The 23,218-nt window shown below is 73.9% G+C and carries 22 protein-coding genes and 1 tRNA gene; 11 read left to right on the top strand and 12 right to left on the bottom strand.

The features are described 5' to 3' along the window. Positions 1 to 87: 87 nt before the first annotated feature. The 7 genes from ACFYYT_RS34830 to ACFYYT_RS34800 all read right to left on the bottom strand — a co-directional run bounded on the left by ACFYYT_RS34830 (position 88) and on the right by ACFYYT_RS34800 (position 5,347). A complete protein-coding gene (locus ACFYYT_RS34830) occupies positions 88 to 1,311 on the bottom strand; it encodes an acyl-CoA dehydrogenase family protein (RefSeq protein ID WP_351822499.1) in 1,224 nt (407 codons plus the stop codon). 9 nt (positions 1,312 to 1,320) lie between these two features. Then, the gene (locus tag ACFYYT_RS34825) at positions 1,321 to 2,361 is read right to left on the bottom strand and encodes a phosphotransferase family protein (RefSeq protein WP_351822496.1); all 1,041 of its coding nucleotides are present in this window, start codon (positions 2,359 to 2,361) and stop codon (positions 1,321 to 1,323) included. A 197-nt stretch (positions 2,362 to 2,558) separates the two neighbouring features. Continuing rightward, positions 2,559 to 3,470, bottom strand: coding sequence for an MBL fold metallo-hydrolase (locus tag ACFYYT_RS34820; protein ID WP_351822493.1), 912 nt, complete (start codon positions 3,468 to 3,470; stop codon positions 2,559 to 2,561). Positions 3,471 to 3,629: 159 nt separating this feature from the next. Beyond that, positions 3,630 to 3,926: a hypothetical protein gene (locus ACFYYT_RS34815; RefSeq protein ID WP_351822490.1), complete on the bottom strand. Its 297-nt coding sequence runs from the start codon at positions 3,924 to 3,926 to the stop codon at positions 3,630 to 3,632. Positions 3,927 to 3,998: 72 nt separating this feature from the next. Further along, entirely contained in the window at positions 3,999 to 4,322 is a 324-nt protein-coding gene (locus tag ACFYYT_RS34810; protein ID WP_351822487.1) for a DUF202 domain-containing protein, read from the bottom strand. Next, entirely contained in the window at positions 4,319 to 4,717 is a 399-nt protein-coding gene (locus ACFYYT_RS34805) for a DUF202 domain-containing protein (RefSeq protein WP_351822484.1), read from the bottom strand. Before ACFYYT_RS34805 ends, ACFYYT_RS34810 begins: the two co-directional genes overlap by 4 nt. A 99-nt stretch (positions 4,718 to 4,816) precedes the next feature. Then, the gene (locus tag ACFYYT_RS34800) at positions 4,817 to 5,347 is read right to left on the bottom strand and encodes an NUDIX domain-containing protein (protein ID WP_351822482.1); all 531 of its coding nucleotides are present in this window, start codon (positions 5,345 to 5,347) and stop codon (positions 4,817 to 4,819) included. A 76-nt stretch (positions 5,348 to 5,423) separates the two neighbouring features. On the opposite strand from ACFYYT_RS34800, the gene ACFYYT_RS34795 reads away from it, so the two are divergent. Continuing rightward, the gene (locus ACFYYT_RS34795; protein ID WP_351822479.1) at positions 5,424 to 7,079 is read left to right on the top strand and encodes an FAD-binding dehydrogenase; all 1,656 of its coding nucleotides are present in this window, start codon (positions 5,424 to 5,426) and stop codon (positions 7,077 to 7,079) included. On the opposite strand, the gene ACFYYT_RS34790 is transcribed toward ACFYYT_RS34795, so the two are convergent. After that, on the bottom strand, positions 7,076 to 7,501 hold the full coding sequence (locus tag ACFYYT_RS34790; protein ID WP_351822476.1) for an ASCH domain-containing protein: 426 nt from the start codon (positions 7,499 to 7,501) through the stop codon (positions 7,076 to 7,078). The genes ACFYYT_RS34795 and ACFYYT_RS34790 overlap by 4 nt on opposite strands. A gap of 351 nt (positions 7,502 to 7,852) precedes the next feature. On the opposite strand from ACFYYT_RS34790, the gene ACFYYT_RS34785 reads away from it, so the two are divergent. From ACFYYT_RS34785 to ACFYYT_RS34770, 4 genes are all read left to right on the top strand, one after another. After that, positions 7,853 to 8,803: a hypothetical protein gene (locus tag ACFYYT_RS34785; RefSeq protein ID WP_351822473.1), complete on the top strand. Its 951-nt coding sequence runs from the start codon at positions 7,853 to 7,855 to the stop codon at positions 8,801 to 8,803. 45 nt (positions 8,804 to 8,848) lie between these two features. Then, on the top strand, positions 8,849 to 10,393 hold the full coding sequence (locus ACFYYT_RS34780) for an APC family permease (RefSeq protein ID WP_351822470.1): 1,545 nt from the start codon (positions 8,849 to 8,851) through the stop codon (positions 10,391 to 10,393). Between the two features lie 218 nt (positions 10,394 to 10,611). Beyond that, positions 10,612 to 12,051, top strand: coding sequence for an amino acid permease (locus tag ACFYYT_RS34775; protein ID WP_351822467.1), 1,440 nt, complete (start codon positions 10,612 to 10,614; stop codon positions 12,049 to 12,051). A gap of 214 nt (positions 12,052 to 12,265) precedes the next feature. Next, on the top strand, positions 12,266 to 13,216 hold the full coding sequence (locus ACFYYT_RS34770; protein WP_351822464.1) for an AEC family transporter: 951 nt from the start codon (positions 12,266 to 12,268) through the stop codon (positions 13,214 to 13,216). A 90-nt stretch (positions 13,217 to 13,306) separates the two neighbouring features. Here the strand turns inward: ACFYYT_RS34770 and ACFYYT_RS34765 are convergent. Continuing rightward, positions 13,307 to 13,394, bottom strand: a tRNA-Leu gene (locus ACFYYT_RS34765). A 168-nt stretch (positions 13,395 to 13,562) separates the two neighbouring features. Between ACFYYT_RS34765 and ACFYYT_RS34760 the strand changes: the two genes are divergently transcribed. The 3 genes from ACFYYT_RS34760 to ACFYYT_RS34750 all read left to right on the top strand — a co-directional run bounded on the left by ACFYYT_RS34760 (position 13,563) and on the right by ACFYYT_RS34750 (position 16,261). Beyond that, positions 13,563 to 14,888, top strand: coding sequence for a M20/M25/M40 family metallo-hydrolase (locus tag ACFYYT_RS34760; RefSeq protein ID WP_351822461.1), 1,326 nt, complete (start codon positions 13,563 to 13,565; stop codon positions 14,886 to 14,888). Positions 14,889 to 15,025: 137 nt separating this feature from the next. Further along, positions 15,026 to 15,259, top strand: coding sequence for a chaplin ChpH (gene chpH, locus ACFYYT_RS34755; RefSeq protein ID WP_281205873.1), 234 nt, complete (start codon positions 15,026 to 15,028; stop codon positions 15,257 to 15,259). A 162-nt stretch (positions 15,260 to 15,421) separates the two neighbouring features. Beyond that, complete coding sequence (locus ACFYYT_RS34750; RefSeq protein ID WP_351822458.1) at positions 15,422 to 16,261, top strand: chaplin; 840 nt, start codon at positions 15,422 to 15,424, stop codon at positions 16,259 to 16,261. Between the two features lie 37 nt (positions 16,262 to 16,298). Here ACFYYT_RS34750 and ACFYYT_RS34745 read toward each other — a convergent pair whose 3' ends face one another. Further along, positions 16,299 to 16,487 (bottom strand): DUF5703 family protein, encoded by a 189-nt coding sequence (locus ACFYYT_RS34745; RefSeq protein ID WP_351822455.1) that lies wholly within the window; start codon positions 16,485 to 16,487, stop codon positions 16,299 to 16,301. A 47-nt stretch (positions 16,488 to 16,534) separates the two neighbouring features. Here ACFYYT_RS34745 and ACFYYT_RS34740 point away from each other — a divergent pair, with 47 nt between their 5' ends. Next, a complete protein-coding gene (locus ACFYYT_RS34740; RefSeq protein WP_351822453.1) occupies positions 16,535 to 17,200 on the top strand; it encodes a hypothetical protein in 666 nt (221 codons plus the stop codon). Between the two features lie 82 nt (positions 17,201 to 17,282). On the opposite strand, the gene ACFYYT_RS34735 is transcribed toward ACFYYT_RS34740, so the two are convergent. Both ACFYYT_RS34735 and ACFYYT_RS34730 read right to left on the bottom strand, forming a co-directional pair. Next, positions 17,283 to 19,484 (bottom strand): helix-hairpin-helix domain-containing protein, encoded by a 2,202-nt coding sequence (locus tag ACFYYT_RS34735; protein ID WP_388610538.1) that lies wholly within the window; start codon positions 19,482 to 19,484, stop codon positions 17,283 to 17,285. 578 nt (positions 19,485 to 20,062) lie between these two features. Next, a complete protein-coding gene (locus ACFYYT_RS34730) occupies positions 20,063 to 21,046 on the bottom strand; it encodes an aldo/keto reductase (protein ID WP_351822450.1) in 984 nt (327 codons plus the stop codon). Between the two features lie 109 nt (positions 21,047 to 21,155). On the opposite strand from ACFYYT_RS34730, the gene ACFYYT_RS34725 reads away from it, so the two are divergent. Together ACFYYT_RS34725 and ACFYYT_RS34720 are read left to right on the top strand one after the other, a co-directional pair. Continuing rightward, complete coding sequence (locus ACFYYT_RS34725; protein ID WP_351822446.1) at positions 21,156 to 22,205, top strand: LLM class F420-dependent oxidoreductase; 1,050 nt, start codon at positions 21,156 to 21,158, stop codon at positions 22,203 to 22,205. Positions 22,206 to 22,413: 208 nt separating this feature from the next. Beyond that, positions 22,414 to 23,208: a ferritin-like domain-containing protein gene (locus ACFYYT_RS34720; RefSeq protein ID WP_351822443.1), complete on the top strand. Its 795-nt coding sequence runs from the start codon at positions 22,414 to 22,416 to the stop codon at positions 23,206 to 23,208. Positions 23,209 to 23,218 lie beyond the last annotated feature (10 nt).

The raw sequence follows: 23,218 nt of genomic DNA, 5'->3' as shown, positions 1-23,218 counted from the left end.
TATTCAACAAGGTTTCTCAATCAGCCCCCCGCATCGCCTTCACCGTGCACACACGTTCCACCGAACTCCCGCACGAATGCCCCACGTTCAGCCCCGGCCGGCGTACGGCCGCAGCTCCCGGCGCGCCAGCGAGCGCTGGTGCACCTCGTCGGGACCGTCCGCCAGCCGCAGCGTCCGCGCGGCCGCCCACAGTTCGGCCAGCGGGAGGTCCTGGCTCACCCCGCCCGCGCCGTGCAGCTGCACCGCCCGGTCAAGGATCTCCACGACCGCGCGCGGAGTCGCGATCTTGATGGCCTGGATCTCGGTGTGCGCGCCCCGGTTCCCGGCCGTGTCCATCAGCCAGGCCGTCTTCAGCACCAGCAGCCGCAGCTGTTCGATGGTGACCCGGGCATCGGCGATCCAGCCCTGCACCACCCCCTGCGCGGCCAGCTCCTTGCCGAAGGCCGTACGCCCCACCGCGCGCCGGCACATCAGCTCCACGGCCCGCTCCGCCATGCCGATCAGCCGCATGCAGTGGTGGATCCGGCCCGGGCCGAGCCGCGCCTGGGCGATGGCGAAGCCGGTGCCCTCCGCGCCGATCAGGTTCGCCGCCGGGACCCGGGCCCCGTCGAAGACCACCTCGGCGTGCCCGCCGTGGTCGTGGTCCGCGTACCCGTACACCGTCATCGCCCGGCGGACCTCGACGCCCGGCGTGTCGCGGGGGACCAGGACCATCGACTGCTGGCGGCGCGGATCGGCGCCCTCCGGGTCGGTCTTGCCCATCACGATGAAGATCTTGCAGTCCGGGTTCATCGCCCCGGAGATGTACCACTTGCGGCCCGTGACCACGTACTCGTCACCGGCGCGCTCGATCCGCGTCTCGATGTTCGTCGCGTCCGAGGAGGCGACCTCGGGCTCGGTCATCGCGAAGGCCGAACGGATCTCGCCCGCCAGCAGTGGCTCCAGCCACTGCTTCTTCTGCCGCTCGTCGCCGAACTGCGCCAGCAGCTCCATGTTCCCGGTGTCCGGGGCCGCGCAGTTGGTCGCCATCGGCGCCAGGTGCGGACTGCGGCCGGTGATCTCGGCGAGCGGGGCGTACTGGAGGTTGGTCAGCCCGGCGCCGTACTCCGCGTCGGGCAGGAAGAGGTTCCACAGGCCCTGGCGGCGCGCCTCGGCCTTCAGTTCGCCGAAGACGGCCGGGGTGTCCCAGGGCGAGGCCAGCCGCGCGCGCTGCTCGGCGGCGAGGGCCTCCGCCGGGTAGACGTACTCCTCCATGAACGCGAGCAGCCGCTCGCGGAGTTCCTCGGTACGGGAGTCGAATGCGAAGTCCATGGGTGCTGCTCAGCCTTCCTGGAGGGTGGTCAGACCGTGCTCGATGAAGACCGGGACCAGTTCGCCGATCCGGTCGAAGCCCGCGCCGACCGTCTGCCCGAGCGTGAAGCGGTAGTGGATGCCTTCGAGGATCACCGCGAGCTTGAACCACGCGAAGGCCGTGTACCAGGCGATGGCCCCGGTGTCCCGGCCGGAGCGGGCGGCGTACCGCGCGATCAGCTCGGCCGGCTCCGGATGCCCCGGCGCCCGGCTCGTCGTGCTGACCGGGGAGTCGGTCAGGCCCAGGTCGGAGCTGTACATGACGAGCAGCCCGAGGTCGGTGAGCGGATCGCCCAGCGTGGACATCTCCCAGTCCAGCACCGCCCGGATCGAGTCGTCCGGGCCGCCGATCAGTACGTTGTCCAGCCGGAAGTCCCCGTGCACCACCGTCGGCGCGGGGGAGGCGGGCAGCGCCCGGCCGAGCGCCGCGTGCAGCTCGTCGATCCCCGCCAGCTCCCGGCCCCGGGAGGCCGCGAGCTGCTTGCCCCAGCGGCGCAGCTGCCGGTCGAGGAAGCCCTCGGGGCGGCCGAAGTCGCCCAGCCCGACCGCCGCCGGGTCCACGGCGTGCAGGTCGACCAGGGTGTCCACCAGGGCGAGCACCGCCCGCCGGGTCCGCTCGGGGCCGATCCCCGCCAGCTGCGCGGCGCTGCGGTACGGGACCCCGTCCACGAACTCCATGACGTAGAACGGCGCCCCCAGCACCTCCTCGTCCTCGCACAGCAGCAGTGGCTCGGGCACCGGGACGGCCGTTCCGTGCAGGGCGGCGATCACCCGGTGCTCGCGCCGCATGTCGTGCGCGGTGGCCAGGACGTGGCCGAGCGGCGGCCGGCGCACCACCCAGCGGGCGGCGCCGTCGGTGACCGCGTACGTCAGGTTCGAGCGGCCCCCCTCGATCAGCCGGCCGCTCAGCGGGCCGGTCACCAGCCCGGGGCGCGCGGCGTCGAGATGGCCGCGCAGCCGCTCCAGGTCCAGGCCGCGCGGGCTCGGGGAGCCTGCCGGGGCTGCGGTCATGGTGCGCACCTCCGTACGGAGTCGACGGTGAGGGGTGGAACGGATCGTCCCGGGACATCATGCCGACCAGTCGGTATGCCGTCCAGGGGGCAGGCCGGAGAACTCCTCCGGCCCGGCCCCGCGCCCACCCCGCGCCCGCCCCGCCCGGGGGCCGCCGGCCCGGTCCCGGACGGGCTCACCCGTGGGGCGGTCCCGTGTCAGGCGTGACACAGGATCGGCGTGCCCCCGTTCATCACCGTCATGTCCCGCAGCACGGCCATGATGTCCAGCGGGGCCCCCTCCGGCTCCCCGGCCAGCTCCGCGTACGCCCGGTGCACGTTCGCCACCAGCCGCTCGCTCTCCCGCCAGGCGGCGAACTCCCCGAGGTCCGCCCCCTGCGCCGTCTCCAGCGGGCTCAGCCCCTTGTCCCGGCCCTCCCGGGCCAGTTCGGCGACGAACCGCAGGTAGCGGCCGGTGGCCTCGTACGCCGACGGGTCGGTCAGCGGCCCGTGACCCGGTACGACGGTCTCCGCGTCCAGGGAGGCGAGCAGCTCCAGCGCCCGCAGCGAACCGGACAGCGAGCCCATCGCGAGGAAGGGCGTCCCCCCGGCGAAGACCAGGTCCCCGGTGAAGACGACGCGCTGCCCGGGCAGCCACACGACCGCGTCCCCGGTGGTGTGCGCCACGCCCGGGTGGATCACCCGCACCTCGGTGTCACCGACGTGCAGGGTCAGCCGCTCGCTGAAGGTGAGGTCGGGGGCGGTGATCGCTATCGCGCCGAAGTCCGTGGCGGGCCAGATCATCTCCAGCTGGTGCCCGGCGGCGAGCTGCTCGGCCCGCGCGTTGTCGTGCCCGACGATCAGGGCCTCGGGGGCGAACACCCCGTTGCCGTAGGTGTGGTCGCCGTGGTGGTGGGTGTTCACGACGGTCCGGGGGAGCGGCGCCCCCGAAGCGCGGACCGCCTCGCGCAGGGCCAGCGCCCGGCGCTCGGTGGCGGCGGTGTCGACGAGCAGGGTCCGACCGCCGTCGCTGACGAACCCCGCGTTGTTGAGGCACCAGCCCCCGTCCGGCTGGACGTAGGCGTGGACGCCGCTCGCGGGCTGGACGACGTACGGTGCGTCGACGGTCATGGTGCTCTCCCCGGGTCGCTGTGACGGTGACCGGAATCCTGTCAGCCGGGCCGACGGCCGGGGAGAGCGGGGGTGTTGGGGGTGCGAGGGGCGCGCCTGACGGCCGGCGGCCGGCGGTGGCCGCCCGTGGCCGTCAGGGGCGGCCGTCAGGGGCGGCCGTCAGTGGTCGTCGTAGTGACCGTCGTGCTCGGCGTGCCGGTGGCCGTCGTGGACGTAGTCGACGTGGTCCCCGTGCGGGACGGAGTCGTGCCCGCAGTCCGGGCCGTGGGCGTGCCCGTGGTCCTCGTGGGCGGTGTGGCCGTCGCTCTCGCACTCGTCCCAGTGCCCGGAGTGCTCCCGGTGCAGGTGGCCGTCGTGCGCGTAGTCGACGTGGTCGCCGTGCGGGACCGCCCGGTGGCCGCAGGAGGGGCCGTGGACGTGTTCGTGCGTGGGGTGCTCGTGGTGCAGGGTCGTCATGGCGCCGAGGCTAGTGCGGATTGCCCCGTAAACCCCGTTGTGTCCCCCTTCGTGTCGCGCGCCCCCGGAAGGTCACCAGATCAGCGTCATCGCGAACAGCGCCAGCGCCACCGTGCACAGCACCGCGCCCGCCGCCACGCGCGGCGCGAGGGCGGGCGGCCGGGCCGCCGCCAGCTGCCGCATCCGCAGGTGCGCCACCCCGAGGAACGCCAGATAGATCAGCGCGATCACGGCGGTTCCGCCCACCTGCACCGGCGATCCCGACCCGCGCAGCGCCTGCCGCAGCGCCAGGACGACCGCCACCGAACAGGCCAGCGTCGTACGCCGCCACGCCAGCCGGGTCCGCTCCGGCTGCAGCCCGGCGTCGCGGACCGCCGCCGTTCCGGCGCCGCTCACCGGCCGGCCGTCCAGCCGAGCAGCACGACGAGCACCATGGTCGCCGCGACCAGGCCGACGCCCAGGCTCAGCAGCACCGGGAACCGCGACAGCGGCAGGTCCTCGCCGCGCCGCATCGCCCGCTCGCACCGCACCCAGTGGTTGACGGCCCGCAGCGCGCAGGCGGCCCCGACCGCCAGCAGGGCCAAGGCCATCCCGACCCGTACGCCCCAGCGCAGGTCGGGCAGGAACTGGTCGACCGCGAAACCGCCCCCGACCAGCGCGAGCGCGGTCCGGATCCAGGCGAGGAAGGTCCGCTCGTTGGCCAGGGAGAAGCGGTAGTCCGGGGTGTCGCCCTCGTCCCGCAGCCGCTTCGGCGCGAACCAGAGGCGCACGTCTTTGACGAAGTCGATCATCCGGCCAATCTACGGGCCCCGGCCCCGCGGATCCGGCAGCGCCCCGGCCCCCCGCCCCGGCCCCCACAGCGGCCCGGCCCCCCGGCCGCCCCGGTGCGCTCAGCCCCCGTCCGCGCGGAAGGCCGTCAGCCGCCGGTAGGCCTCCAGCCCGTCCGGCACCCACGCCCACTCCCCGTCCGCGACCCGCCGCTCCAGCTCCCGCGGCGTCAGCCAGGTGTGCCAGTCCACCTCCGAGGCCTGCGGAGTCACCGGCAGGTCGCACCGCACCTCGTGCACGTACGACCACCAGGCCCCGCCCGGACCCTCGTACAGGAACTTGAACAGCGGCCGCGGCGGCTCCAGCCCGCTCACCCCCAGCTCCTCCTCGGCCTCCCGCAGCGCGGCCCGCGCGTAGTCCTCGCCGGTGCCCAGCACCCCGCCCACGAACATGTCGTAGTACGAGGGGAACACCAGCTTCGACGCGGTCCGGCGGTGCACGAACACCCGCCCCCGCGCGTCCCGGGCCAGCACGAACACGCACCGGTGGATCAGCCCCCGGGCGTACACCTCGCCCCGCGGGGCCCGCCCGGTGACCCGGTCGTCCCGGTCCACGACGTCCAGTACTTCATCAGCGGCACTCACGGAATCCATCCAACCACCGCTGTTGACTGGTTACCGCTCCGTAGCAAAGGATCTGCCCCACCACCGACCGGAGGACGGGCAACGCATGACGTACGACGCTGACGTGATCGTGATCGGAGCGGGCCTCGCCGGGCTCGTCGCCACCGCCGAGCTCGTCGACGCGGGCCGCAAGGTGATCCTCCTCGACCAGGAGCCCGAGCAGTCGATCGGCGGGCAGGCGCACTGGTCGTTCGGCGGGCTGTTCTTCGTCAACTCGCCCGAGCAGCGCCGGATGCGCATCAAGGACAGCCGCGACCTGGCCCTCCAGGACTGGGCGGGCACGGCCGGCTTCGACCGCCCCGAGGACGCCTGGCCGCGCCGCTGGGCCGAGGCGTACGTGGACTTCGCGGCGGGGGAGAAGCGGCCCTGGCTGCACGCCCAGGGGGTGCGCTTCTTCCCGGTGGTCGGCTGGGCGGAGCGCGGCGGCTACGACGCGAACGGCCACGGCAACTCCGTCCCGCGGTTCCACATCACCTGGGGCACCGGCCCCGGCCTGGTCGCCCCCTTCGAACGCCGGGTCCGCGCCGGGGTGGCCCGGGGCCTGGTCCGGCTCGCCTTCCGGCACCGGGTCACCGGCCTGGAGGCCACCGCCGGCACGGTGGACACCGTCACCGGCGAGGTGCTGGCCCCCTCGGACGCCGTACGGGGCTCCGCCAGCGGCCGCGAGGTGAGCGGCGCCTTCAGCCTGCGGGCCCAGGCGGTGATCGTCACAAGCGGCGGCATCGGCGGCAACCACGACCTCGTGCGCGCCCAGTGGCCCGAGCGGCTCGGCACCCCGCCCGAGCGGCTGCTCTCCGGGGTCCCCGCGCACGTCGACGGCCTGATGCTGGGCATCACGGAGGCCGCGGGCGCCAGCCACATCAACAAGGACCGGATGTGGCACTACACCGAGGGCATCGAGAACTGGAACCCCATCTGGGCCCGGCACGGCATCCGGATCCTGCCCGGCCCGTCCTCGCTCTGGCTCGACGCCACCGGCAAGCGGCTCCCCGTACCGCTCTTCCCGGGGTTCGACACGCTCGGCACCCTCGACCACATCATGAAGACCGGACACGACCACACCTGGTTCGTGCTCAACCAGCGCATCATCGGCAAGGAGTTCGGCCTCTCCGGCTCGGAGCAGAACCCCGACCTGACGGGGAAGTCGGTGCGTGACGTCATCGACCGGGCGCGGCAGGCCGTCCCGGGCCCGGTGAAGGCCTTCATGGACCACGGCGCCGACTTCATCGTCGAACGCGACGTGTCCGCGCTGGTCCGCCGGATGAACGGGCTCACCAAGGAGAACCTCCTCGACGAGGCCGCGGTCCGGGCCGAGATCGTCGCCCGCGACCGGGAGATCGCCAATCCGTTCACCAAGGACCTCCAGGTGACGGCCATCCACGGGGCCCGCAGGTACCTCGGCGACAAGCTGATCCGCACCGCCGCCCCGCACCGCATCCTGGACCCCGCCGCGGGCCCGCTGATCGCGGTCCGGCTCTCGATCCTGACCCGCAAGTCCCTGGGCGGGCTGGAGACCGACCTGTCCTCGCGCGTTCTGACCCCGGCGGGCGAACCGCTCCCCGGTGTCTACGCGGCCGGGGAGGCGGCGGGCTTCGGCGGCGGGGGCGTCCACGGCTACCGGGCCCTCGAAGGCACCTTCCTGGGCGGCTGCATCTTCTCGGGCCGCGCGGCGGGCCGCGCGGCCGCGAAGGCCGTCTCCTAGACGGGGCCCCGCACCACCCGGAAGCGCTCGGTGACCACCGGGGTGTCGTCGTCGAGGGTGAAGGGGGGCCCGTCCGGGCCCGCGCGCCGTTCCACGTCGCGCCAGAACCCCTCGTGGGAGGCGCGCCATTCGGCCACCGACGCGTAACCCTCCCCCTCGTCGAGGACGTGCCGCAGTCCGACGTCGGCCAGCCGCAGGACGCGCACCTCCGTCACTTCCAGGACAGCCAGCGGCTGCTCGGCGGAGTCCACCAGCACCACGCGCGCCCCCGGCTCGGGCAGCGGCTCGCCCTCCCGCTCGTACTCCTCCAGCAGTCCCGTCGTCGTGGTCTTCGCCCCGCTCAGCACCGCCGCCACCAGTCGGTCGCGCAACTCCCCGGGGAAACCCAGCTGGCAGGGGGGAAGTCCTTCGTACGTCGTCATGGGGACAGGTTACGGAGTCGGCCCGGCGCGAGGCACCCGTGCCCGAACCGCCACAACCGGGCCAACTCGGCCAGCCAACGGACCAGTTGAAACCCGCCACGCGGCGGGCTGGACCTTGACGCGGAGCTGTGCGTACCGGTTTGCTGTGCGTGATCATCCGGAACGCTCACCGGCAAGATCAAGCCGCACCACCGCAACAACCGGCAACAAAGGCAACACCCGTAGCACCCCGTAGCACCCGTCGCACCCGTAGTACGCGTACCACCGGCACCACCGTCCCCCGTCGGCACCCCGTGCGCGCCCCCGCGCACGCCGCCCACCCGCGCCCGCGTCCTGGAGGGAAACCCGCGGATGTCCCCGCCTCCGCCGCCCCTCGGCCGCGCCCGCAAGCGGGACGCCCAGCTCTTCGACCCCGCCCTGTGCGACACCGAACTGGTCGCGGTGCGGACCCAGTTCACCCAGGGCCGGTGGTCCAAGGCCCGCACCCTCCTGGTCGGCACCGGGGACGACTGGGACCGCCGCGGCCACCGCCTCGTCGTCCTCGCCCAGACCCCGGCCGCCGCCGCCTGGGCCGGCGAATGGCTGCTCGCCGAACCCGGCAGCGCCGACGCCGTGACCCTCCTCGCCTGCGCGGCCGTCTTCACCGCCCTGCGCGGCAAGGGCACCCCCGAGGCGGCCGACGAGGCCTGCCGCCGCGCCGCCGCGCTCCTGCCGGCCGACCCCACCCCCTGGCTCGGCCTGCTGATGCTCTCCCGCGCCTTCGGCACGGAGGAGGAGTTCAGCCGTCACTTCGACCAGGTCCGGGCCCGGCACCGGGAGCACCACCACGCCCATCACCTGATGGTCGCCAAGCTCGCCGAGCGCACCCCCGCCGCCGGGCACGACCCGCTCCACGAGGTCTACGACTTCGCCGCCTGGGCCGCCGAGGAGTCGCCTGCCGACTCCCCGCTCGCGGTCCTGCCCGTCATCGCCCACGCCGAGCGCTACCGGGTCCTCGCCGCCGCCCAGGGCCGCGCCACCGCCGAGGCCGCCGTCGAACACTGGACCGGCCGCCGCGCCCGCCAGGTGCTGCGCTCCGCCTTCGACTGGTGGCTGGAGTGGGAGCGCGAGGACCACCCGCGCAACCGGGTCGACCTCAACTTCCTCGCCCACGCCAAGCTCTGCGAAGGGCGCCCCGCCGAGGCCGCCGCCCTCTTCCACCGCATCGGCAGCCACGCCACCAGCGCCCCCTGGTCCTATCCCGACCGGGACCCGCACAAGGCCTTCCTCGCCGCGCGCAGTGCCGCGCTCGGCACCGCCTAGCCCCCGACCAGCCGACCAGCCAGTCACCCCCGAAAGGACCCCGCCATGCCGACGGGCAGATCCACCACGCTCCCAGCCGAGCCCGAGATCCGCACGTACAAGGGCCAGGACCGCGCCCTGCGCGCCGACCGGCTCGGCACCGCCGGACTGCTGCTCTCCGTCCTCGCCGCGAGCGCGCCCCTGATGGTCGTCGCGGGTGTCATGCCCACGATCTTCGGGGTCATGGGCATCGTCGGCCAGCCGCTGCTCTTCGTGATCCTCGGTGTCGTCCTCGCCCTGTTCGGCATCGGGTACGCCGAGATGAGCCGGCACGTCCACAACGCCGGCGCCTTCTACGCGTACATCGCGCGCGGCCTCGGGCCCACCGCCGGAGCCTGCGCCTCCCTCGTCGCCCTCGTCGCCTACAGCGCCATGCAGGTCGGCGTGTACGGCATCCTCGGCTTCGAGATCTCCGGACTCTTCGCCACCTACCTCGACGTCCAGGTCGCCTGGTGGATCCCGGCCCTGATCGCGGTCGCCGCCACCGGCGCCCTCGGCTGGCTCAAGATCGACCTGAACGCCAAGGTGCTCGGCGTCCTGCTGCTGATCGAGTGCGCCCTCGTCGTCGTCTTCGACGCCGCCGCGCTCGGCAAGCCCGGCCCCGAGGGCCTCTCGCTCACCGCCTTCGACCCCGGCACCCTCTCCGGCGCGGGCCTCGGCACCGCCCTGTGCTTCTGCATCGCCGCCTTCGTGGGCTTCGAGCAGTCGCCGGTCTACGCCGAGGAGACCAGCAAGCCGCACATCGTCGTCTCCCGCGTGATGTTCCTCGCGGTCGGCTTCGTCGCCCTCTTCTTCGCCCTGAGCGCCTGGGCCCTGACCGTCGCCACCGGCCCCGCCGCCATCGTCAAGGCCTCCACGGACGCCGGCCCCGGCCTGCTCTTCGCCCTCACCGAGAGCCGCCTGGGCGCCGCGTTCACCGACGTCCTGCACGTGCTCTTCGTCACCGGCATGTTCGCGGCGATGCTGAGCTTCCACAACGTCGTCGCCCGCTACGCCTTCGCCATGGGCCGCGAGGGCCTGCTCCCCGCCCGTTTCGGCCGCACCAACCCCGGCACGGGCGCGCCCGCCACCGGCTCGCTGCTCCAGACCGTCGTGGCCGCCGTCGTGGTCATCGTGTTCGCGCTCACCGACGGCCTGCCGGTCGGCGACCCCACGGCGCCCGTCCTGCACCTGTTCACCTGGATGGGCAGCGTCGGCGCCCTCGGCGTGACCGTGCTGATGGCCGCGTCCTCCGTCGCCGTCATCGCGTTCTTCGTCCGCCGCGGCACCGCCGGCGCGCAGATCTGGCGGCTGGTCGCCGCGGGCCTGTCCGGGCTCGCGCTGGTCGTCATCGCCGTCTACACCGTGCGCGATTTCGGCGTGCTCGTCGGCGCCGAGGAAGGCTCCGCGCTGAGCTGGGTGCTGCCCGCGATCATCGCCCTCGCCGCCGTGGCCGGGCTCGTGCACGGGCTGCTGCTCAAGCGGCGCCGCCCGGAGGCGCACGCCCGGATCGGGCTGGGCAACGAGGCCTTCCGCCTCGACCAGGCCGCGGAGACGGACCCGCTCGCCTGAGGCTCCCCGCCTCGCTTTCCTGCCCCCAGGAGGCCCCCCGCGACCGTTTCCATGGTCGAGGGGGGCCTCCACGCGGATGGGGCCGATTTTGGCGGGTAGCGGAGCCTCATGGTCTATTGGGGCGACAAAATCACCGGAACGCGGCACGGGAGACACCACCCAGCTCGCCCGCACGCGCCCCGGACCTGCCTGTCCGACCCACGAAGGCGAAGTCCCGAATGAGTGACCGCACCTTGACCACGGCCCCAGCCGAGGCGTCGTCCCGCCATGTCGACGCCGGTGACGAGGGCTACAGCAAGGACCTCAAGTCCCGCCACATCAACATGATCGCGATCGGCGGGGCGATTGGCACCGGCCTGTTCCTCGGCGCGGGCGGCCGCCTGGCCGGCGCCGGACCCTCCCTCGCCATCGCCTACGCGGTGTGCGGCGTCTTCGCCTTCTTCGTGGTCCGCGCCCTCGGCGAGCTGGTGCTCTACCGCCCCTCCTCCGGGGCCTTCGTCTCCTACGCGCGCGAGTTCATGGGGGAGAAGGGCGCCTACACGGCGGGCTGGCTCTACTTCCTGAACTGGTCCACGACCACCGTGGCCGACATCACGGCCGCCGCGACCTACGCCCACTTCTGGTCGCTGTTCACCGACGTCCCCCAGTGGGTGCTCGCCTTCATCGCCCTGGCCGTGGTCCTGACCGCGAACCTGATCTCGGTGAAGTACTTCGGCGAGATGGAGTTCTGGTTCTCCCTGGTCAAGGTCGCGGCCCTGTCGCTGTTCCTGATCGTCGGCATCTACCTCGTCGCCACCAGCCACGACATCGGCGGCCACACCCCGGGCCTGTCCAACATCAGCGACAACGGCGGCATCTTCCCGTCCGGCGTGCTCCCGATGCTGCTGGTCATCCAGGGCGTCGTCTTCGCGTACGCCTCCGTGGAGCTGTGCGGCGTCGCGGCGGGCGAGACCGAGAACCCCGAGAAGATCATGCCCAAGGCGATCAACTCGATCATGTGGCGCGTGGGCATCTTCTACGTCGGTTCCGTGGTCCTGCTCGCCCTGCTGCTCCCGTACACCGAGTACTCCGGCGACCAGAGCCCCTTCGTGACGGTCTTCGACAAGCTCGGCGTCCCCGGCGCCGCGGGCATCATGAACCTGGTCGTGCTGACCGCCGCCCTCTCCAGCCTGAACTCCGGGCTCTACTCCACCGGGCGCATCCTGCGCTCGATGGCGATGTCCGGCTCGGCCCCCAAGTTCACCGGCGTCATGAACAAGGGCAAGGTCCCGTACGGCGGCGTCCTGTTCACCGCCGCCTTCGGCATCGCGGGCGTCGGCCTGAACTACTTCATGCCCTCGGACGCCTTCGAGATCGTCCTGAACTTCGCCTCGCTGGGCATCCTCGGCACCTGGGCGATGGTCATGCTGTGCTCGCTCCACTTCTGGCGCCGCGCGCGGCAGGGCCGCCTGGAGCGCCCCTCCTACCGCCTGCCCTGGGCCCCGTACACGCAGATCGTCACGCTGGTCTTCCTCGTCACGGTCCTGGTCCTGATGTGGTGCGACGGCGGCGTCGGCCGCACCACGGTCCTGTTCGTCCCGGTCATCGGCGCGGCCCTCGTCGGCGGCTGGTTCCTCGTCCGCGGCCGCGTGGCCGAACTGGCCGCCTCCCGCCGCTGACGGCCCCGCACGACCCCGGAAGGCCCCCGCACGCCCGTGCGGGGGCCTTCCCGTTACCGTGAGGGCGCCCGCACGTCCACCACCGTCCCGTACCGGAGCAGCACGCCGTGACGTACCCGATCACCCCGCCGGCCCCGAACGGTCCGCCGGTGCGCGGCATCACGGCCCACCACGGCCTCGTCGCGGGCCGCAGCCCGGTGGAAGCGCCGCGCGCATGGGGGCGCTGACCGCCCTGGAGAAGCTGCTGCCGGTGGTCCTGGCCTTCGGCTGCGGCGTCCTCCTCGCACGGCGCAAGGTCGTACCGGCCGAGAGCTCGAAGGCCTTCGCCGACTACGCCTTCCTCTTCGCGGTGCCCTGCTACCTGTTCGGCAACATCTACGCGAGCGACCTGGCCGCCCTCTTCGACTGGCGGGCGATCGGCGGCTACGCGGCCACCGCCGCCTGCGCGGTGGCCGTCGTCGGCGTCGCGGCCCGGCTGTCCGGCGTACGGGACCCCCGGGGCGTGGCCCTGCGCATCATGGCGGGCGTCCAGGTGAACACCGCCTACTTCGCCGTACCGGTGTTCATCATGCTCTTCGGGAACGCGGCGCCGATCTTCCCCGTACTGCTCTTCCAGGTCTGCGTCCTGTCCCTGGTCGTCATCTCGATCATGGAACTGGGCCGCCCCGAGCACACCGGAGGGCCCGGCACACGCCTCGCCCGGGCCGTCGGGGCCTCGCTCGGGACGCCCCTGGTCCTCGCCTGCAACGCCGGCATCCTGCTGAACCTGCTGTCGGTGCACCTGCCGAAGGCGGTCCTGGACAGCTTCGCGTTCGTGGGCGACAGCGCCTCCCCGGTGGCCCTGTTCGCCCTGGGCCTGCACCTGGGCGGAGCGGGCCTGAGCCTGCGGGGCACCACGGCGGAGGAGGCGTGGCTCGTCGCCTTCAAGTGCCTGGTCTTCCCCTTCATGGCGTGGACGGTGTGCCGCTGGGTCTTCGGCGTCGAGGGCGACTGGCTCGCCTACCTCGTCATGATCGCCGCGATGCCGGCCCCGCAGAACCTCTTCATCTTCGCCCAGCGCTACGACGTCGACGTGGCCATGTCGGCGGAACTGGTCGTCAAGAGTTCCCTGGCCTCGCTGCTCGTGCTGCCCCTGTGGGTGCAGTGGACCGTCCACTTCGGCTGAGCCCGCGGCTCGTCGCGGGCGACCGGCTCGAAGCCCGGTGAGCACCCGGGGAAACGAAGAAGGACCCCGCCGCAGCGGGGTCCTTCTCTGTGGTGTCCGAGGGGGGACTTGAACCCCCACGCCCGATAAAGGGCACTAGCACCTCAAGCTAGCGCGTCTGCCATTCCGCCACCCGGACAAGGTGTCTGTCTCGCGTCCCTCGCGGGCCGTTCCGACGTGGAAAACATTACCAAACATTCCGGGGTCCTCGATCACACCCCCCGGTGACCGGGGATCGCCCTTGGGGAGAGCGGCCGGGGGCGCGAGGATGGGGAGCAAGCAGGTACTGATCAGTGGGAGGAACAGCGTGAGCGAATCGGGCGCGGGCAAGACCGTCTCCGGCCAGGACGAGGTCGTCGACCTCTGCCGGGACCTCATCCGGATCGACACCAGCAACTACGGGGACCACTCGGGGCCGGGCGAACGCAAGGCCGCGGAGTGGGTCGCCGAGAAGCTCGCGGAGGTCGGGCTGGAGCCGCAGATCTTCGAATCGCACAAGGGGCGCGCCTCCACCGTGGCCCGGATCGAGGGGGAGGACCCCTCCCGGCCCGCCCTGCTCATCCACGGGCACACCGACGTGGTCCCGGCCAACGCCGCCGACTGGACGTACGACCCCTTCTCGGGCGAGATCGCCGACGGGTGCGTGTGGGGCCGCGGCGCGGTCGACATGAAGGACATGGACGCGATGACGCTGGCCGTCGTCCGCGACCGCATGCGCAGCGGCCGCAAGCCCCCCAGGGACATCGTGCTCGCCTTCCTCGCGGACGAGGAGGCCGGCGGCCTCTACGGCGCCCGCCACCTGGTCGACAAGCACCCCGGGCTGTTCGAGGGGGTCACCGAGGCCATCGGCGAGGTCGGCGGCTTCTCCTTCACCGTGAACGAGAACCTGCGCCTCTATCTCGTGGAGACGGCCCAGAAGGGCATGCACTGGATGCGCCTCACGGTGGAGGGCACCGCGGGCCACGGCTCCATGACCAACAACGACAACGCGATCACCGAGCTCTGCGAGGCCGTCGGCCGTCTCGGCCGCCACCAGTGGCCGGTACGGGTGACCAAGACCGTACGGTCCTTCCTCGACGAACTCTCGGACGCCCTCGGAACCCCGCTCGACCCCGACGACATGGACGCCACCCTCGCCAAGCTCGGCGGCATCGCCAAGATGGTCGGCGCCACCCTGCGCAACTCGGCCGCCCCGACCATGCTCGGCGCCGGGTACAAGGTCAACGTCATCCCCGGCCAGGCCACGGCGCACGTCGACGGCCGCTTCCTGCCGGGCTACGAGGACGAGTTCTTCGCCGACCTCGACCGGATCCTCGGGCCGCGCGTGAAGTACGAGGACGTGCACGGGGACAAGGCCCTGGAGACGGACTTCGACGGACGGCTCGTGGACGCCATGCAGGGCGCCCTGAAGGCCGAGGACCCCATCGCCCGCGCCGTCCCGTACATGCTCTCCGGCGGCACGGACGCGAAGTCCTTCGACGACCTCGGCATCCGCTGCTTCGGCTTCGCGCCGCTCCAGCTCCCGCCGGAGCTCGACTTCGCCGGGATGTTCCACGGCGTGGACGAGCGGGTGCCGGTCGACGGACTCAAGTTCGGGGTGCGCGTCCTCGACCGATTCATCGACAACGCCTGACGCCGGGAAATCGAGAAGGTGTGCGCATTCCACTGAGAAGAGTGAATGCACTCATACGCTCGTAGCCCCGGTGATCCCTCCTCGTTACAGGTGGTGCGGTCCGCGGCTGGGACCGCACTTGCCTACTAGGAGGAACAATGCTCAAGAAGGTTGTCGCCGCTGCGGCTGCCACCGGTGGTCTGGTTCTCGCGGGTGCCGGCCTCGCCGTCGCCGACGCGGGCGCCCAGGGTGCGGCCATCGGCTCCCCCGGTGTCCTGTCCGGCAACGTCGTCCAGGTTCCGGTCCACGTGCCCGTGAACGTCTGCGGCAACACGATCTCCGTGATCGGCCTGCTCAACCCGGCCTTCGGCAACACCTGCGTCAACGCCTGACGCGTCTGAAGTCCTGGCCCCGGAGCGCACTCCAGCGCTCCGGGGCCGCCGGGCTTTCCGGCCCGGAACCACGATCTTCGGCGTAGCAGGCGGGGGAGCCTGTACGGCCTGTACGTCGACCGACCCGTACGACGACACGTACACACCAGGGGACGAGTACAGATGCGACGACCTGTTCAGGGCACGAGGAAGACGCTGATCACGATGGCGGCCGCGGGGGGAGTCCTCGCGCTGGGCGGTGGCTACGCCCAGGCGGCCTCCGGAGCGTCCGGGCACGCCGCGAACTCGCCGGGGCTGCTGTCCGGCAACAACGTGCAGGCACCCGTGGACGTACCGGTGAACGCCTGCGGGAACTCCGTGACGGTCATCGGGGCCCTCAACCCGGCCTTCGGCAACCGCTGCGCCAACGGGTCCGGCACGCCGCAGCACCCGGGCCACCCCGGCCAGCCGGGCCAGCCGGGCCAGCCGGGTCAGCCGGGCCACCCGGGCCAGCCGGGACACCCGGGACACCCGGGCCAGCCGGGACACCCCGGCCACCCGGGCGGCGGGGACGAGCCCTGCGACGACGAGCCGGGCAACCCGGGCACCCCGGGCGATCACCACCCGGGCAACCCGGGCACCCCCGGGGGCCACACCCCGGGCCACCCCGGCGACCACAACGGCGGCGGCGACGCCCCCGGCGTTCCGGGCGGCGGGAACCCCGGGACCCCGGGCACTCCGGGCACTCCGGGCACTCCGGGCGGCGGGAACCCCGGGCACCCCGGGACCCCCGGCGGTGGCACCCCGGGCACGCCCGGCGGGCAGACCCCCGGGACCCCGGGAACGGGAACCCCGGGCACGCCCGGGATCCCGGCCGGCCAGACCCCCGGGACGCCCGGCCAGGGCAGCGGCGGGCTCGCCGCGACCGGCGCCGGTGACGTCCTCTCGGCCGGCGTACCGCTGGCGGGCGGTCTGCTGCTGGCCGGGGCCGTGCTCTACCGCCGCGCCCGCAGCGCCGCCTGACCGCCACCCCGACGCGGGCCCCCGGCCGGGGCCCGCGTCACCAGGTCGCGCGGACCTGGCGAATGATCCGGCGGCGCAGCCGCACCCGGCGGCTGCCGTCCCGGTACAGGGCCAGGCGGTCCAGCTCCCAGTGCCCGTACTCGGCATGGTCGGTCAGCAGGCGGGTGGCCTCCTGGCGGGAGGTTCCGCGCGGTACGTACACGTCGACAAATTCGTATTCCGGCATCGCATCTATTGTGCGGGCACGGGCCCGCTACGGATAGCGTCTGCACTATGTCTGATGCCGCTCTGCCCACTGTTGCCGAGGTACGCGCCGCCGCCGAGGCGGTCAAGGCCGCTCTCGACCGTCACCTCGCCGCGGTCGAGCGCAGGATCGGGGACGAGGACCCGGCCGTGTACGCCGCCTTCAACGAACTCGCCGCCGCCGCCGAGGAGTACGACGAACTCCTCTACGACCGCTACGACGAGGTCACCCCCTTCGAGATCCCCACGCCCGAGGACGGGGTCGCGTACACCGGCCCCGCCGAGCCCGCCGCCTTCAGCGTGCTCATCCGCCGCGACTACGCCGTCGTCGAACCGGCCCGGCTGATCGCCCAGGCCGAGCGCGTCGCCGCGCACGACCGGGACGCCGAACTCGTCGATGACGGCGGCACCTCCGGAGCCCTCGGTGTGCTGTTCGGGGAGTACGAGCCCGACGAGATCGCCTCCCGGTACAAGGAGTTCGGGCTGGAGGAGGGCGACTCCACCCTCTGGATCGCCGCCCTGGAAGAGGTCGCGGAACCGGGGGACTGGCTCAACTCGCCCTTCGGGCACGTCGATCAGCAGGACGTCCTGCACCGCTTCGACGTGAGTTCCGTCTTCGACGAGGACGAGGACGAGGACGACGTGGACTTCGACGAGGACGAGGAGGGCGCCGAGCCGGGACTGACCCCGGCCTGAGGCTCCGCCACGCACCGCGCCCCCGCCCGCCGTTACCGGCCGGACGGGGGCGCGGACGCGTGTGCGGCATCGCGCCGGCGCGTCAGACGGACTGCTCCTGAGCGGCCGTCAGCGCCCGCAGCAGGCCCGTCAGCCGGGTCGTCCGCGGCTTCGGCGGCACCTCGGCCACCGCGCGGGGCAGCGCCTGGTCCACCCCGTGGACCACGGACAGGTGCCGCTCGGCCCGCCCGAACGCCGTGTACACCCAGTCCCGCGACAGGGCCTCCGCCGCGTCCCCCGGCAGTACGACGACCACCGCGGGCCAGCGCGCGCCGACGGCCTGGTGCGCCGTGAGGGCCCAGCCGTGCCGCACCCGGGACTCCACCCGCTCCCGCGGTACGACGACCCGCTCGCCCGCCGCGTCCAGGTGCAGCCCCTGCGCGTCGGCCGTCACCACCCGCGCCGGGAGCGCCCGCCCGGGCGAGGGCACGTGGACCACGCGGTCGCCGGGGTCGAAGCCGCCGAACCGGCCCGGGCCGGGATTCAGCCGCTCCTTGAGGGCCGCGTTCAGGGCGCGCGTCCCCGCCGAGCCGCCGTGGCCCGGGGTGATGACCTGTACGTCCTGCGCCTGGATCCCGAAGGCGCGCGGCACCGATTCGCAGACCAGCTGCACGGTGCGGTGCACGGCCTCACCGGCGTCGCGCACCGGGACGATGACGATCTCCTTGCCGGGCGCGTCGACCTGGTTCAGCTCCCCGATCCCCACCCCCGACACCAGCTCGCCGAGCGGGCCGGGATCCGGGGTCCGGGACACGATCCGTGGACAGGCGGCGGCCGCCAGCACATCGGCGAACACCCGCCCGGGCCCGGCCGATCCGAGCACCCCGGGGTCTCCGGAGAGCACCAGCCGGGCTCCGTCGGGCACCGACTCCACGAGGGCGGCGGCCGTCTCCACGTCCAGCTGCGGGGCGTCCAGGACGATGAGCAGGTCGAGCTCGAAGCGGCCGTCGGCGTCCCGCCCGGGGCCCTGGGTGCCCGCGAGCAGGCCCGCCACGCCCACGGCGTCCCGCGTGTCCCCGGCGGGGCTGTGCGCGGCCAGGACGGCCCGCCGGCCCAGCTCCCGGGCGGCCGCCAGCAGGGCCAGCGGCTCGGCGCGGGCCGCCTCGCCGCCGGTGTGGACGACCAGGCCGTGACCGGCGACGGCCCGGATCAGCTCGGCGCCGGGGCCCGCCGCCGCCCGCGACCAGTCGGCCGGCGGGCCGAAGGTGGCGGACAGCCGGGCCAGACCGTCGGCGAGGCTCTCCTCGGCCAGGGCGTACTCCTCCAGGCCCACGAGGATCCGTACGGGCCGCTCGGCCTCGTCGGCCGCGTCGGCCTGGTCGGTCTGGTCCGCCTCGTCGGCGTGCCCGTTCTGCGCGGGCTCGCCGAGCGGTTCGTGGAACACCAGCACCGCGCCCTCCCCGATCGCCGCCTCCAGGGCTTCGGCGGGGGCCGCCACGCCGTACTGGGCCAGGGCCTTCTCCAGCACCGGCGCCTCCAGCGCGGTGTGCCCCTTGAGGGCGGCCTGGGCGAGCAGCCAGCCCAGCAGGGCCGCCCCGCGGCGCGGGTCGGCGGGGCCGGCCTGCGGGCCCAGCAGGGCCTGCGCGAAACCGTCCGCCTGGGTCGGGCGGACGCCGGCGACCGAGAGCAGCAGCCAGGGGTCCTCGGCGAGCCGCTGCGCCGCGCCCTCGCCGAGGGCCTCGGCGGCGGGGCCGGCCAGCGCCTCGGGGGCGCCGCCACGGGCGAGCAGGGCCCGTACCGCGCCGGTGTCCTCGGCGGTGGGGGCGGCGGGCGCGGGCACCGCGGCCGGGCGGGGGGCCGGGGGAGCGGGGGCCGCCCTGCGGGGCGCGGGGGCCTCGTCGAAGAACACGGTGGAGGGCGGCTGGGCACCGCCCTCCACGGCCCGTACGGCGGCCAGCAGGTCGGCGGCCCGGCCGCTGAGCTTGGCTCCGGCGTCGACGGGGCCCTCGCGCTCGGCCTTGCGCCGCGCGATGCGCTCCCGCTCGATCTTCTGCGCCGCCAGCTCGGCCTGCGCCTCGCTCACCCCCGCCGCCGCCTCCGCGCCCCCCGGGGCCGCGTCACCCTGGCCCCCCGCCTCCGCGCCGTCCCGCGCGGGATCCACCTCGGCGTCGGCCGCCTCCGGGTCCGCCTCGGCGTCGGTCGCCTCCACGTCGGCCTGAGCCCCCGGCTCCGAGCCGCCCTGTACCGGACCCGCCTCCGGGTCGGCCTGAGCCCCCCGCTCCGCGCCGTCCCGCGCGGGATCCACCTCGGCGTCGGCCGCCTCCGGGTCCGCCTCCGCGTCGGCCTGGGCCTGCGTACCCGCGTCGTCCCGCGCCGGGTCCGCCTCCGCGTCGGCTGCCTCCGGGTCGGCCGGCGCTCCGGCCGGGGCGTCCTCGGTCGGGGCCTCGACGGTGGCGGTCGGGTCGGGCTCGGAGCCGTCGGCGGCCGGGGTGGGCCCTGCGGGGCTTTCCCCCGCCCCGCCCCTTCCCGAAACCGGGGGCTCCGCCCCCGTCCCCCCGCCCCCGGCTCCGCCGGACACCGCACCCTCGCCCGCCCTGTCGGCGGGAAGGCCCGGAGCTCCGGCTTCGCCGGGCGCGGGGCCGTCCGCCTCGGTTCCGGCCGAAGGGCCGTCCGGGGCGCCCGCTTCGCCGGGCGCGGGCCCGTCCGCCGGGGAGTCCGGGACTGCGCCCGATTCGGCCGCCTCGGTTCCGGCCGAGGGGCCGTCCGGGGCTGCGGCTTCGTCGGGTGCGGGTCCGGCCGGGGCGGTGGCGCCGGTGGGGGTGGCCGGGGACTCCGGGGTGGCCCCTTGGGGGGCGGTGGGGGCGGGGGCCTCGGGGTCCGTGCTCACAGCGTGCTCCAGTCCTGATCGGGATAGCGGTGCACGGGCGCCGACACGTCGTCCAGCGCCCGGCAGATCTCCTCCGGAAGACTAAGGGCCTCCACCGACAGCGCCGCCCCCAGCTGCGCCGCCGTCCGCGCGCCGACGATCGGGGCGACCACCCCCGGCCGGTCCCGGATCCAGGCCAGCGCCACCTGGAGCGGGGTCACCCCGAGGCCCTGCGCGGCCGTCACCACCGCGTCCACGATCCGCCCGGCCGGCTCGTCCAGGTACGGGTCCACGAAGGCGGACAGGGACGGCGACGCGCCCCGCGAGCCGGCCGGCGTGCCGTCCCGGTACTTGCCCGTCAGGACCCCCCGCCCCAGTGGCGAGGACGGCAGCAGGCCGACGCCCAGGTCCAGCGCGGCGGGCAGCACCTCGCGCTCCACGCCCCGCTGGAGCAGCGAGTACTCCATCTGCGTCGACGCCAGGCGGCTGCGCACCCCCGGCGCGGCCAGCTGCCAGGTCGCCGCCTTCGCCAGCTGCCAGCCGCAGAAATTGGACACCCCCGCGTACCGGGCCCGCCCGCTGCTGACGGCCAGGTCCAGCGCCTGGAGGGTCTCCTCCAGCGGGGTCGCCGGGTCGAAGGCGTGCACCTGCCAGAGGTCCACGTGATCGGTACCGAGACGGTCGAGCGAGTCGTCCAGGGCGGCGAGGAGGTGACCGCGCGAGCCGTCGAAGCGCCGGTCCGGATCCGGCACGCTGCCCGCCTTGGTCGCGATGACCAGGTCCCGGCGCGGGACGAGGGAGCCCACCAGCTGTCCGAGGAAGTACTCCGCCTCACCGCCCCCGTACACGTCGGCGGTGTCGACGAGCGTCCCGCCCGCCTCCCAGAACGTCCTCAACTGCTCGGCGGCGGCTTCCTCGCCGGTGTCACGGCCCCAGGTCAGGGTGCCGAGGCCGATCCGGGAGACGCGCAGTCCGGTGCGGCCGAGATGCCTCTGCTCCATGAGCGCTGAGACTACTGGGGCACTGCCGCAGGACGGCCGGGCGCGCTACAGTCCCCCGCAGACCCACGTTACTGATCGGTAGACAGGCACTTCGTAAGGGGACGACAACATGCGGCTCGGCATCAATCTCGGGTACTGGGGTGCGGGCATGGACGCCGACAACCTCGCCGTCGCCCAGGAGGCCGACCGCCTCGGCTACGACGTCTGCTGGGCGGCCGAGGCCTACGGTTCCGACGCGGCCACCGTGCTCGCCTGGGTCGCCGCCCAGACCGAGCGGATCGACGTCGGCTCGGCGATCTTCCAGATCCCGGCCCGGCAGCCGGCCATGACGGCGATGACCGCCGCCACCCTCGACTCCCTCACCAAGGGCCGCTTCCGGCTCGGTCTCGGCGTCTCCGGCCCGCAGGTCTCCGAGGGCTGGTACGGCGTGAAGTTCGACAAGCCCCTCGCGCGGACCCGCGAGTACGTGGAGATCGTCCGCAGGGCGATGAGCCGCGAGCGCCTCTCCTTCGACGGCGAGCACTGGACCCTCCCGCTGCCCGGCGGCCCCGGCAAGCCGCTCAAGCTGACCGTGCACCCCGAGCGCGAGCACATCCCGCTCTACATCGCCGCGATCGGGCCCAAGAACCTCGAACAGACCGGCGAGATCGCCGACGGCGCCCTGCTGATCTTCCCGGCCGCCGAGCACCTGGAGGAGACGGCCCTGCGCCACATCCGCGCGGGCCGCGAGAAGGCCGGGCTGACCATGGACGGCTTCGACGTCTGTCCGACCGTGCCGCTGGCCGTCGGCGAGGACGTGACGGCCCTCGCGGACATGTTCCGCCCGTACACCGCCCTGTACGTCGGCGGGATGGGCAGCCCGAAGCAGAACTTCTACAACCAGCTCGCCCAGCGCATGGGCTACGAGAAGGAGGCCGCCGAGATCCAGGCCAAGTACCTGGGCGGCGACAAGGAGGGCGCGGCCGCGGCGGTGCCGCACTCGCTGATCGACTCGACCACCCTGCTGGGTTCCGTCGAGCGGATCGCGGACGGGATGCGGGCCTACGCCGACGCCGGGGTCACCACCCTCACCCTGGCCCCGGCCGGCTTCACCCGGGAGGAGCGCCTCGCCGCCCTGCGCGCCGGCACCGAGGCCCTCGCCCTGGCCGGCCTGGCCTGACGGCGGCGGGCCCGGCCTGACGGGGGTCCGGAAGTTCTGCGGCCGTGGTGGGGGCTCGGGGGTCTTCCCCGCCACGGCCGACACAGCCATCAACGCGCGGCGCGCCCTCGGGGTTACGCCTCCCGCCGCCCCGGCCCGGATCGTTCATTCGGCCGAAGGGGGCGCCCCCTCGGTTGCCCGCCCGGCGGATCCGACTTTGACTCGTTGCATGCTCTCTGCCCGCAGCCTGTTCCGGGAGATCGTCGACCACGACGACTCCTTCCAGCTGTTCTGCTCCATCGCCGCCAGCGGGGAGTCCCAGGGCGGCTGGGAGAACGCCAGGATCGCCGCCCTCGTCCCCGACGGCATGCGCGACCTCGCACCCAAGATCACCCGGCACGGCGCCGACGAGGACAAGCACGGCCGGATCTTCCGCGCCCTGCTGCGCAACCGCGGCCTGGCCCCCGTCCCCGTCCCGCCCGAGACCGACTACACGATGCTGCTGGAGCGCCGCGGCATCGGCCTCGCGCACGACAAGCTGCGCCGCGAGGAGCCCCTCACCGAGCGGGACATCGTCGTCTACCTCGCCCACAGCCGCGTCACCGAACAGCGGGCCTCCGAGCAGATGGTCATGCTGGTGCGCCACTTCGGCGACCACCCCGAGCTCGGCAAGGCCGTCCGTTTGATCAGCAACGACGAGGACAACCACCTCGCCTACTGCCACGAGGAACTGCTGCGCCTCGCCCGCGAGGGCCACGGCCGGACCATCCAGCGCGTCCTGCGCGAGAGCGCGCTCGCCGAGATCGCCGTCTACCGGGAGGTCAGCCTCGCCGTCATGGACCACATGGGCCGGCTGCTGGGCTGGCCCGCCCCCAAGGCCGCCGCCCTGGCCGCCGGGATCCGCGGCGCGTACGCGTACGAGCGCTTCAGCGGCTGGCACCGGATGGTGCGCCTGCGGCCTCCGCGGCGCAGCGGAGCACTGGGCGGCGCACCCGCCACCGCGACCGCGCCCGGCTACGCGTAGCCGCCCCCGG

The organism is Streptomyces sp. NPDC002032, from assembly GCF_042890765.1.
In the GTDB taxonomy this organism is placed as follows: domain Bacteria; phylum Actinomycetota; class Actinomycetes; order Streptomycetales; family Streptomycetaceae; genus Streptomyces.
This window is presented reverse-complemented; position numbering and strand designations above follow the sequence as displayed.